This is a genomic window from Paenarthrobacter sp. A20, assembly GCF_024168825.1.
Classification (GTDB): Bacteria; Actinomycetota; Actinomycetes; order Actinomycetales; family Micrococcaceae; genus Arthrobacter.
In genome coordinates this window covers 2,822,118-2,834,110 of sequence record NZ_JALJWH010000001.1, presented here as the reverse complement: position 1 = coordinate 2,834,110, position 11,993 = coordinate 2,822,118, and the positions used below count along the sequence as shown (strand labels likewise).

Below are 11,993 nucleotides of genomic sequence, written 5' to 3'. Positions count from 1 at the left end.
CGGGTTCTGCTTTCTAGTGGTTCGGCCAGAGTTTCTTGATCAACGCAGCAACGTCCCCGTCACGCTCTTCGATCTTAGGCAACACAGCGGACATCCTGCGCTTCATCCACAGGAAGTACTCAACATTTCCGTCCTGGCCCGGAAGCGGACTGGCCGCGAGGTCCATCAGATCCAGCCCCGCGTCCACCGCAGCCCGCGCAACCTGGGCAACGGCCCGCCGTCGTTCATTCTCGGATGAGACCACCCCGGTTCGGCTCAGCCGCTCCTTGCCCACTTCGAACTGCGGCTTGACCATCAGGACAAGGTCGCCGCCGGGTTCAGTGCAGTAAGCCAGCGGCGCCACCACGAGGGTCAAAGAAATGAAGGACAGATCAGCAACCGTCAGCTGCGCCGGACCACCTATCTGCTCGGGAGTCATGTACCTGACGTTAAGGCCCTCGTGGACGTCCACACGGACGTCATCACGGAGGTGCGGCACCAACTGGCCGTGCCCGACGTCCACCGCCACCACACTTGCCGCTCCCTGCCGGAGCAGGACATCGGTAAAGCCACCTGTGGAGGCACCGGCGTCGAGGCACCGCTTTCCGGAAACCACGACGGCGGGAAACGCCTTCAGCGCGCCGTCCAGCTTGTGCCCGGCGCGGCTGACGTAGATGTCCTCCAGATGGGCTTCCACGTCCAATTCAGTGTCAGCATTTACTTGGATGGAGGCCTTCGCGAGGACAGTTCCTGCCGAACTGACCTTTCCGTCGCTGATGAGCTTTGCGGCATGGGTACGGGACCTCGCCAGCCCACGGGTGACGAGTTCCTGATCGAGACGTGCCATGCCTTAGCTGTCGCCTTCCGGGCGGGGGATGCTTTTGGGGGACGCCGGAAGTCCGGGCTCGGCGTCCAGGGCCTCCAGCAGGAAGTCATGAATTCCTGAGTAAAGGTCACCGTGGTCTGCCACAGGAGTCGCTGGCACAAGGCCCAAGAGCCCCAAGGCCTTGTCCACCAGCGGGTCTCCCGTGGGAGTCGCGGCGTCCGGCCATTGAACCTCGGGGCGTTCCGGTTCGGGGCTGTCAAGCATGTGGCCTTCCGGGCCCTCTTGGCCGCTGCGGCTTTCCGGTTCCGGTTCCGGAAGGTTGTTGGGCTCGGTCATCGCACCAGTCTAGTGAGTTTGCCAGTCTACTGAGTTTGCCAGTCCAGCTGCGGCGCCTGAGCTACGGCCGTGGTGGGAACTGCCGCCCACCAGGCTGCGCAGGCCGCGCGCCAAGCGTCAAGGTCGTCCTCGTCACCGGTTACCGTGACTGTGCCATCCCCGGCAACCGCTGAGGCCGCACCGCAACGGAACGTTCCGCCGTCGCTGACGACCTCGGGGTATGGCGCGTAAAGGCCCCCAAGGTCCGCGAGGAGATAGTCGGGACGTTCGTCGGTCCGCGCCGCCAGAATGGTGCGGGTGGTGTCCACGCCGGTGAGGACGGCCGCCGTCGCAAATCCAGCGCGGTTACCGCCCAGGATGTCGGTGTCGAGGCGGTCTCCGACCACCAGGGGCCGGGTGGAGTTGAGCCGCTTTGCGGCGGCATGGAACAGCGGAGCCTCCGGCTTACCTGCCACCAAGGGGGTCTTTCCCGTGGCCGCTGCCACCGCGGCCACCAGCGTGCCATTCCCCGGCGCCATACCGCGGGCCTGCGGAATGGACATGTCCGTGTTGGTGGCAAACCACATGGCTCCCCCGGCCACCACATACGATGCCTCCGCGAGATCCTTCCAACCAATTTCCGGATTGAAGCCCTGGACTACGGCCACAGGGGACTCGGCAGCACTGTGAACCGGCTTAAGGCCAACCAATTCGATCTCATGGGCCAAGGCCGCGCTGCCCGTGATGAGCACATGCGCCCCCGCAGGCAGCATGGAAGCCAGAAGCTCCCCTGCTGCCTGGGAGGAACTGACCACCTGATGGTCCTCCGCCGGCGCACCCAACTCACGCAGGTGCGCCGCGACCTGGGCCGGTGTCCGGGAGGCATTGTTAGTCACATAACCCAGGCCAACGCCCACGGTTTCGAGACGCCGCAATGACTCCACGGCCCCCGGGATGGCATGCGGTCCTGCATAAACCACACCATCCAGGTCTGAAAGGACAGCATCAAAGGATGAGATCAGTGAATCAGCCATGCTGGGAGTCGTTGCCCTCGTTCTCGGTGTCTTCTTCCTTGGCTGCTTCCTCAGCTTCTTCCTCAGCTGAGTCGATGTCCGACTCCGCGTCATCCGACTCGAAGTAGTCCGACTCGGCGTCGTCAAGATCAACCTCATCGTGCTCAACGTCGGCCGCCGCGGCTTCCGCGATGACCGTTTCCGTTTCAAGCTTTACGACGTCGGCCTCCGGGGCCCGCTTTTCGAAGCGCGGCTTACGCGCAGCTGCTTCTTCCTGCTCGTCCCAGCCAAGGTCGAGGATCTCCGGCTCAGCGAAGTCGCCAACGCCCAAGGCATTCTCTGCCACGAGCGCCTGGCGGGCCCACTTGTCCGCTTCCTCGGTACGACCCACCGCGCTGAGGGCTTCAGCGTAGGCGCGGAACAAACGCGGGCTGTAGGAGAAGGCCCGGTTGATGTCCAGCTGGGGGATCTCCAATTCGGTGACAGCAGCATCAAACTGCTTGAGATCTGTGCGGGCGCCGGAAGCGACCATGGCGAGCTCCACCTTGCCCGGAGCATCAAGGTCCTGGGCTTCAGGAGAACGAACCATATCCAGTGCACGGTCCGGACGTCCGAGGCCACGCTCGCAGTCAGCCATCACAGGCAAGTGCACGTTGGAGCCACTGATGCGGCGGTACGTACGGAACTCACGCAGCGCCTCGCCATAGTGGCCCGCGGCGTAGGCCGTCAGGCCCACAGCTTCACGAACAACCGAAAGGCGCCCGCCGCGACGGCTTGCGGCCAATGCGTGCTGGAAGGCCAGCTCGGGCTCAATGTCGATCAAGCGGCCGGCCATCACCAGGTGCTTGGCCACCCAGCCTGCGCTCTGCTCCTCGAGGGTCTTGATCTGGTGACCCGTGGCACGATCTAGTTCCTTGCCCGTAACGTCCTCGTCAATCTCGGGAGAGCGTTCGCGGTCGGGACGGTTGGAGCTGCGGATGTCCTTGGCGTTCGGAACGCGGGCCGGACGGTCTTCCCAGGAGTTGCCGCGGTCGTTGCGGTCGCGGTCGCCGCCGAAGGAGCGACGTTCGCCGTCACGGGCCGGACGGTCATTGCGGTCACCGAAGAGCTTACGATCACCACGGTCATTGTTGAACGGGCGGCGATCATCGCCATCACGACGGGGACCATCGAATTCCCGCGGACCACGTTCGGGACGGTCGCCAAACGGCTTGCGATCACCGCGGTCATTGTTGAACGGGCGGCGTTCGCCATCGCGGGCAGGACGGTCATTGCGGTCGCCGAAGGGCTTACGGTCGCGGTCGCCGCCGAAGGAGCGGCGTTCGCCGTCCCGGGCAGGACGGTCATTGCGGTCGCCGAAGGGCTTACGATCACGGTCGCCGCCGAAGGAGCGACGTTCGCCATCACGGGCCGGACGGTCATTGCGGTCACCGAAGGGCTTACGATCACCACGGTCATTGTTGAACGGACGGCGTTCGCCATCGCGGGCCGGACGGTCATTGCGGTCGCCGAAGGGCTTACGGTCACGGTCGCCGAAGGGCTTACGATCGCGGTCGCCGCCGAAGGAGCGACGTTCGCCGTCACGGGCAGGACGATCGCTGCGGTCACCGAAGGGCTTACGATCACCACGGTCATTGTTGAACGGGCGACGCTCGCCATCACGGGCAGGACGATCGCTGCGGTCACCGAAGGGCTTACGATCACGGTCTCCGCCGAAGGAGCCGCGTTCGCCATCACGGGCCGGACGGTCACCGAACGGCTTACGATCCCCACGGTCATTGTTGAACGAGCGACGCTCGCCATCACGGGCCGGACGGTCACCGAACGGCTTACGATCCCCACGGTCATTGTTGAACGAGCGACGCTCGCCATCACGGGCCGGACGATCATTGCCGTCCCGGTTCTCCCTGGAACGGAACCCACGGGGATCGCCGCCTGAGTTGTTGTTGGGGCGGTACGAACCGCGGTCATCCCGGTTCCCGCCGAAGTTTCCGCGATTACCGCCGCGATTGCCGCCGTTGTGCTCAGCCATGGTGGATTCCTCCTGTTGCGAGCCGACCACTGGCGCGTGCGTAGTCGCTCATAACCCTTATTTCGTTGTCACGCCGCCGGCAGCGCTCAGCTACCGACTCGTATGTCTTATGCAATTCTATTCGACGCGACCACGGCCGCCGAACGTAAGGGGGCTCTTAGAGGTGCCCCGTGGCAAGTCTCACAGGCCCCTTGCACTCGCGGTTGCTCCTGGTTGGTCACCTCTTACCGGGTATCTACTCTGCTGGTTAAAGGCACGAAGCCATGTAGTGGACGCTGTGTTGGTGGTTAAATGTGAAGAGCCCCGACCGTCGTGGTCGGGGCTCTTCTTAATGGTTGTCCGGCGGTGTCCTACTCTCCCACACCCTCCCGGGTGCAGTACCATCGGCGCTGTGGGTCTTAGCTTCCGGGTTCGGAATGGGACCGGGCGTTTCCCCCACGCTATGACCGCCGTAACTTTGTTACCCGTCCGCGCCCCGGTGGTGGGGTGGGTGGGAAGCGTGGTTACAACTGTGGTGTTGTTATTTTGTTGTGTTTTTGTTCCTGGAACAAGCGGGTTGTTGTTCGGGAACCACATAGTGGACGCGTGCAGTGTGTTGTGTGGTGTAAGTTGTTGGCCTATTAGTACCGGTCAGCTTCACGAGTCTTTAGTCCTCGCTTCCACATCCGGCCTATCAACCCAGTGGTCTGGCTGGGGGCCTCTCACACATAAATGTGTATGGAAATCTCATCTTGAAGCGAGCTTCCCGCTTAGATGCTTTCAGCGGTTATCCCATCCGAACGTAGCTAATCAGCGATGCACTTGGCAGTACAACTGACACACCAGAGGTTCGTCCGTCCCGGTCCTCTCGTACTAAGGACAGCCCTTCTCAAATTTCCTGCGCGCGCAGCGGATAGGGACCGAACTGTCTCACGACGTTCTAAACCCAGCTCGCGTACCGCTTTAATGGGCGAACAGCCCAACCCTTGGGACCTACTCCAGCCCCAGGATGCGACGAGCCGACATCGAGGTGCCAAACCATGCCGTCGATATGGACTCTTGGGCAAGATCAGCCTGTTATCCCCGAGGTACCTTTTATCCGTTGAGCGACGGCCATTCCACAATGTACCGCCGGATCACTAGTCCCGACTTTCGTCCCTGCTTGAGATGTCTCTCTCACAGTCAAGCTCCCTTGTGCACTTACACTCGACACCTGATTGCCAACCAGGCTGAGGGAACCTTTGGGCGCCTCCGTTACTTTTTAGGAGGCAACCGCCCCAGTTAAACTACCCATCAGGCACTGTCCCTGACCCGGATCACGGGCCGAAGTTAGATGTCCAAAGTGACCAGAGTGGTATTTCAACGATGACTCCACCCGAACTGGCGTCCAGGTTTCAACGTCTCCCACCTATCCTACACAAGCCACTCCGAACACCAATACCAAACTATAGTAAAGGTCTCGGGGTCTTTCCGTCCTGCTGCGCGTAACGAGCATCTTTACTCGTACTGCAATTTCGCCGAGTTTATGGTTGAGACAGCGGGGAAGTCGTTACTCCATTCGTGCAGGTCGGAACTTACCCGACAAGGAATTTCGCTACCTTAGGATGGTTATAGTTACCACCGCCGTTTACTGGGGCTTAAATTCTCAGCTTCGCCACAAGTGGCTAACCGGTCCTCTTAACCTTCCAGCACCGGGCAGGAGTCAGTCCGTATACATCGTCTTGCGACTTCGCACGGACCTGTGTTTTTAGTAAACAGTCGCTTCCCCCTGGTCTCTGCGGCCCACACCCGCTCACGGAGAGCAAGTCTCCATCACGGGGCAGGCCCCCCTTCTCCCGAAGTTACGGGGGCATTTTGCCGAGTTCCTTAACCATAATTCTCTCGATCGCCTTGGTATTCTCTACCTGATCACCTGTGTCGGTTTGGGGTACGGGCGGCTAAAACCTCGCGTCGATGCTTTTCTTGGCAGCATAGGATCACCGGATCCCCCCAAACGGGAGTCCCATCAGATCTCAGGATTGTGCTCGAAACACACAGGAACGGATTTGCCTATCCCTGACCCTACATCCTTAGACCGGGGCAACCATCGCCCGGCCCGGCTACCTTCCTGCGTCACACCTGTTAATACGCTTACCTCCCGGGATCAGGTCCCGCGCTCGGCCAAAACCCACAACACCACAAGGGTGAGCGGGCAGGCTCCGGGCGGTTAGTATCCCCCGCTTGGCATGGGCGGTTTTTCGCCGGTACGGGAATATCAACCCGTTGTCCATCGACTACGCCTGTCGGCCTCGCCTTAGGTCCCGACTTACCCAGGGCAGATTAGCTTGACCCTGGAACCCTTGATCATTCGGCGGACGGGTTTCTCACCCGTCTTTCGCTACTCATGCCTGCATTCTCACTCGTGTAGGCTCCACCGCTGGTTTCCACCGCGACTTCACTGCCCACACGACGCTCCCCTACCACTCCACACCCCTGAACCACGAAGGCTAGGGCAATGTGTGAAATCCACAACTTCGGCGGTGTACTTGAGCCCCGCTACATTGTCGGCGCGGAATCACTTGACCAGTGAGCTATTACGCACTCTTTCAAGGATGGCTGCTTCTAAGCCAACCTCCTGGTTGTCTTCGCAACTCCACATCCTTTCCCACTTAGCACACGCTTAGGGGCCTTAGTTGGTGGTCTGGGCTGTTTCCCTCTCGACTATGAAGCTTATCCCCCACAGTCTCACTGCTGCGCTCTCACTTACCGGCATTCGGAGTTTGGCTGACGTCAGTAACCTTGTAGGGCCCATCGGCCATCCAGTAGCTCTACCTCCGGCAAGAAACACGCAACGCTGCACCTAAATGCATTTCGGGGAGAACCAGCTATCACGGAGTTTGATTGGCCTTTCACCCCTACCCACAGCTCATCCCCTCCATTTTCAACTGAAGTGGGTTCGGTCCTCCACGACGTCTTACCGTCGCTTCAACCTGGCCATGGGTAGATCACTCCGCTTCGGGTCTAGATCACGCCACTACACTCGCCCTATTCAGACTCGCTTTCGCTACGGCTACCCCACACGGGTTAACCTCGCGACGTAACACTAACTCGCAGGCTCATTCTTCAAAAGGCACGCCGTCACCAGAATCAGACTGGCTCCGACGGATTGTAAGCACACGGTTTCAGGTACTGTTTCACTCCCCTCCCGGGGTACTTTTCACCTTTCCCTCACGGTACTGGTCCGCTATCGGTCATTAGGAAGTATTTAGGCTTATCAGGTGGTCCTGACAGATTCGCACGGGATTTCTCGGGCCCCGTGCTACTTGGGATCCTCTCCAGGCGGCACACAACATTACGGTTACGGGGCTCACACCCTCTCTGGCCGGCCTTTCAAGACCGTTCACCTATGCTCATGCTCTCACCCCATTGGTCCGGCAGAACCAAAACGGAAAGTCCCACAACCCCGCCCATGCAACGCCCGCCGGCTATCACACATGGAACGGTTTAGCCTCATCCGCGTTCGCTCGCCACTACTAACGGAATCACTCTTGTTTTCTCTTCCTGCGGGTACTGAGATGTTTCACTTCCCCGCGTTCCCCCCACGCACCCTATGTGTTCAGATGCGGGTCACACAATCACCATGACAGCGTTGTGCGGGGTTTCCCCATTCGGACATCCTGGGATCAACGCTCGGTTATCAACTCCCCCAGGCTTATCGCAGATTCCTACGTCCTTCTTCGGCTCCTAATGCCAAGGCATCCACCGTGTGCCCTTAAAAACTTGACCACACAAAGATCAAAAACTTACTCGAGAGAACCACGACCACAAGGGCCAGGTTCATTCATAAGAAATTGCTGTAAGAACACACACACCAACCCCCAAAAGGATCAGCCACGTGCGTGCTCTAGATGCTCGCGTCCACTATGTAGTTCTCAAACAACAACCCCATCAACCAGACCACCACCCACCACAACCCACACAGGGCTGAAAACAGTGACCAGCAGTACCGGAAGCAGGAACAAAAGAAACACCAGAAGTGCCCCCCTGCATTGCTGCAAAAAGGTCCTGTTGCCTCAGGACCCAACAGTGCGCCAAACACAACCCCCACAAACCGCACGCCCCGGCCACGTTCCAAACAACACCACACCCCAAAGAGGCACAGGTCGCCGTACTGGCACCAGGACACAACCGGTAAAGGCCATGCCAAACAAGTTTGATTCGTTGATATTCCACCCATGAGCACCCACCGCAGAACAGACGCCTGCGCAATGGGCAACACTGACAACCACCACCACACCCATGCAGGCGCAGCAACCAGTTGCTAGCAGCTCCTTAGAAAGGAGGTGATCCAGCCGCACCTTCCGGTACGGCTACCTTGTTACGACTTAGTCCCAATCGCCGGTCCCACCTTCGACGGCTCCCCCCACAAGGGTTAGGCCACCGGCTTCGGGTGTTACCAACTTTCGTGACTTGACGGGCGGTGTGTACAAGGCCCGGGAACGTATTCACCGCAGCGTTGCTGATCTGCGATTACTAGCGACTCCGACTTCATGGGGTCGAGTTGCAGACCCCAATCCGAACTGAGACCGGCTTTTTGGGATTAGCTCCACCTCACAGTATCGCAACCCTTTGTACCGGCCATTGTAGCATGCGTGAAGCCCAAGACATAAGGGGCATGATGATTTGACGTCGTCCCCACCTTCCTCCGAGTTGACCCCGGCAGTCTCCTATGAGTCCCCGCCATAACGCGCTGGCAACATAGAACGAGGGTTGCGCTCGTTGCGGGACTTAACCCAACATCTCACGACACGAGCTGACGACAACCATGCACCACCTGTAAACCGACCGCAAGCGGGGCACCTGTTTCCAGGTATTACCGGTTCATGTCAAGCCTTGGTAAGGTTCTTCGCGTTGCATCGAATTAATCCGCATGCTCCGCCGCTTGTGCGGGCCCCCGTCAATTCCTTTGAGTTTTAGCCTTGCGGCCGTACTCCCCAGGCGGGGCACTTAATGCGTTAGCTACGGCGCGGAAAACGTGGAATGTCCCCCACACCTAGTGCCCAACGTTTACGGCATGGACTACCAGGGTATCTAATCCTGTTCGCTCCCCATGCTTTCGCTCCTCAGCGTCAGTTAATGCCCAGAGACCTGCCTTCGCCATCGGTGTTCCTCCTGATATCTGCGCATTTCACCGCTACACCAGGAATTCCAGTCTCCCCTACATCACTCTAGTCTGCCCGTACCCACTGCAGAACCGGAGTTGAGCCCCGGTCTTTCACAGCAGACGCGACAAACCGCCTACGAGCTCTTTACGCCCAATAATTCCGGATAACGCTTGCGCCCTACGTATTACCGCGGCTGCTGGCACGTAGTTAGCCGGCGCTTCTTCTGCAGGTACCGTCACTTTCGCTTCTTCCCTACTGAAAGAGGTTTACAACCCGAAGGCCGTCATCCCTCACGCGGCGTCGCTGCATCAGGCTTGCGCCCATTGTGCAATATTCCCCACTGCTGCCTCCCGTAGGAGTCTGGGCCGTGTCTCAGTCCCAGTGTGGCCGGTCACCCTCTCAGGCCGGCTACCCGTCGTCGCCTTGGTAGGCCATTACCCCACCAACAAGCTGATAGGCCGCGAGTCCATCCAAAACCACAAAAGCTTTCCACCCCCCACCATGCGATGAGGAGTCATATCCGGTATTAGACCCAGTTTCCCAGGCTTATCCCAGAGTCAAGGGCAGGTTACTCACGTGTTACTCACCCGTTCGCCACTAATCCCCCAGCAAGCTGGGATCATCGTTCGACTTGCATGTGTTAAGCACGCCGCCAGCGTTCATCCTGAGCCAGGATCAAACTCTCCGTTGAAGTAAAACAAATCAAACAGACACAACCACACCCACCGGAAATAACGGCGAACACGGCTGCACAAAATTCGAAACCAGCTGAAAACCAGCCCACCACACACGGGGGTGCATGACAGAACTGGCATAAATTTCAACCAATCAATAAAACAATCGGTATCAACAAACTTGGCACACTATTGAGTTCTCAAACAACAGACACAACCGGCACCACCCACACCCCACAGGGTCCAGGATCGCTCCGGAGCAACTTTTCAAACTTACCCGAACCAGCCGCACAAAGCAAACCAGAACCCGGGCCTCCCACACCAACCAGCAGCGCACCAAAGCACCACCGAAACCGGCAATTTGAAGGGAGATTGTCACCATCAATCCGCAACAGCGGCGGCGACTCGAATAACTTTACACGCGCCCCACCCCCACACCAAATCCACCCCAACACCACCCAAAAACCCCGCAAACACAAGGAAAACAACCCCAAAAACACGCCAACCAGCCCAAAACAGCAGCCACAGGTTTCAGTGAAGCCCATCACACAAGCACAGCCCCCGGTGAGCGGGCGTCGACCAAAAACGGCGATTAGGTGAGCGGGCGTCGGCTTACGCCCACCGCGCGGCGCACAACATGGTCAGACGCAGAAAGGGCCGGCAACCATAACGGTTGCCGGCCCTGACTACTTCAGGATTCCTAGGCCGAAACCTCAATGGTGGCCAGATTTTTCTTGCCACGTCGAAGGAGCAGGTAGCGGCCATGCAGCAGTTGATCCTGGGCAATGACGGCGTCGGGATCGGAGACCTTGGTGTTGTTCACGTACGCGCCGCCCTCCCCCACAGTCCGACGGGCAGCGGACTTGCTGTCGGACAGACCCGAGGCAACCAGGAGGTCGATGATCCCCAGTCCGTCGGTGCCGATCTTTGCCGAAGGAAGTTCCGCCGTAGCGGCTTCGAGTGTGCGTTCGTCCAGAACCGTAAGATCGCCGTTTCCGAAGAGCGCGGCTGAAGCGGCAATGACCTTCTCGGTAGCGTCGACGCCGTGGACCAGGGAAGTCACTTCGAAAGCGAGCTTCTTCTGGCCTTCACGGGCAAATGGACGTTCCGACACGGCTTGTCCAAGCGCCTCAATTTCAGCGCGCGAGAGGAACGTGAAGACCTTGAGTCGGTCCACCACGTCCGCGTCAGCAGTGTTCAGCCAGAATTGGTAGAACGTGTACGGGCTGCACATGTCCGGGTCCAGCCAGATGGCGTTGCCCTCGCTCTTACCGAACTTGGTGCCGTCGGAGTTGGTGATGAGCGGCGTACCCATGGCGTGCACGCTCTTGCCCTCCACCTTGCGGATGAGTTCAGTGCCGCTGGTGAGGTTGCCCCACTGGTCCGAGCCGCCCGTCTGCAAGGCGCAGCCGTAGTCGCGGAAGAGCTGGAGGTAGTCCATTCCCTGCAGGATCTGGTAGCTGAACTCGGTGTAGCTGATGCCTTCGTCCGAGCTCAGGCGCGAGGCGACGGCATCCTTGCGGAGCATCGTGCCCACGCGGAAGTGCTTACCGATTTCACGCAGGAAGTCGATTGCGCTCAGCGGCGCCGTCCAGTCCAGGTTGTTGACCATGCGGGCGGAATTTTCGCCGTCGAAACTAAGGAAGCGACGCACCTGGCCCTGAAGGTAGCCGACCCACTCCGCAACGGTGTCCTTAGTGTTCAAGGTGCGTTCCGCCGTCGGACGCGGGTCGCCGATGAGGCCGGTGGATCCACCCACCAGGCCCAAAGGTTTGTGACCGGCCAACTGCAGGCGGCGCATCACCAGCAACTGCACAAGGTTGCCCAGATGCAGCGAGGGCGCGGTGGGATCGAAGCCACAGTAATACGTGATCGGGTCCCCGGCGAGCAGCTTTTCCAGTTCCGTTTCATCAGTGGAAACGTGGACAAGGCCGCGCCATTTGAGCTCCTGCCAGACGTTGGCAAAGGCGGGATCGTTGTGCTGGGACTCGAGGTTGTTTACGTGTGACACGAGATCTAAGTTAGCAGGAT

5 protein-coding genes and 3 rRNA genes are annotated in these 11,993 nt (G+C 59.5%); all 8 read right to left on the bottom strand.

Translation table 11 applies throughout. From position 1 onward, the window contains the following. Nucleotides 1-13 precede the first annotated feature (13 nt). The 8 genes from J3D46_RS13185 to tyrS all read right to left on the bottom strand — a co-directional run bounded on the left by J3D46_RS13185 (nt 14) and on the right by tyrS (nt 11,973). Nucleotides 14-826 carry a TlyA family RNA methyltransferase gene (locus tag J3D46_RS13185; protein ID WP_231343198.1) on the bottom strand — a complete coding sequence of 271 codons (813 nt, stop codon included), beginning with the start codon at nt 824-826 and terminating at the stop codon, nt 14-16. Between the two features lie 3 nt (nt 827-829). Then, nucleotides 830-1,141 carry a hypothetical protein gene (locus tag J3D46_RS13180; RefSeq protein ID WP_231343200.1) on the bottom strand — a complete coding sequence of 104 codons (312 nt, stop codon included), beginning with the start codon at nt 1,139-1,141 and terminating at the stop codon, nt 830-832. 26 nt (nt 1,142-1,167) lie between these two features. After that, entirely contained in the window at nt 1,168-2,154 is a 987-nt protein-coding gene (locus J3D46_RS13175; protein ID WP_231343202.1) for an HAD-IIA family hydrolase, read from the bottom strand. After that, the gene (locus J3D46_RS13170; RefSeq protein ID WP_231343203.1) at nt 2,147-4,165 is read right to left on the bottom strand and encodes a hypothetical protein; all 2,019 of its coding nucleotides are present in this window, start codon (nt 4,163-4,165) and stop codon (nt 2,147-2,149) included. Before J3D46_RS13170 ends, J3D46_RS13175 begins: the two co-directional genes overlap by 8 nt. Before the next feature lie 337 nt (nt 4,166-4,502). After that, nucleotides 4,503-4,619, bottom strand: a 5S ribosomal RNA gene (gene rrf, locus J3D46_RS13165). Between the two features lie 145 nt (nt 4,620-4,764). After that, a 23S ribosomal RNA gene (locus tag J3D46_RS13160) occupies nt 4,765-7,909 on the bottom strand. 550 nt (nt 7,910-8,459) lie between these two features. Beyond that, nucleotides 8,460-9,979 (bottom strand): 16S ribosomal RNA (locus J3D46_RS13155). The 16S, 23S and 5S rRNA genes sit together here, the layout of an rRNA operon. Nucleotides 9,980-10,662: 683 nt before the next feature. Then, complete coding sequence (gene tyrS, locus J3D46_RS13150; RefSeq protein ID WP_231339231.1) at nt 10,663-11,973, bottom strand: tyrosine--tRNA ligase; 1,311 nt, start codon at nt 11,971-11,973, stop codon at nt 10,663-10,665. Nucleotides 11,974-11,993: the final 20 nt, after the last annotated feature.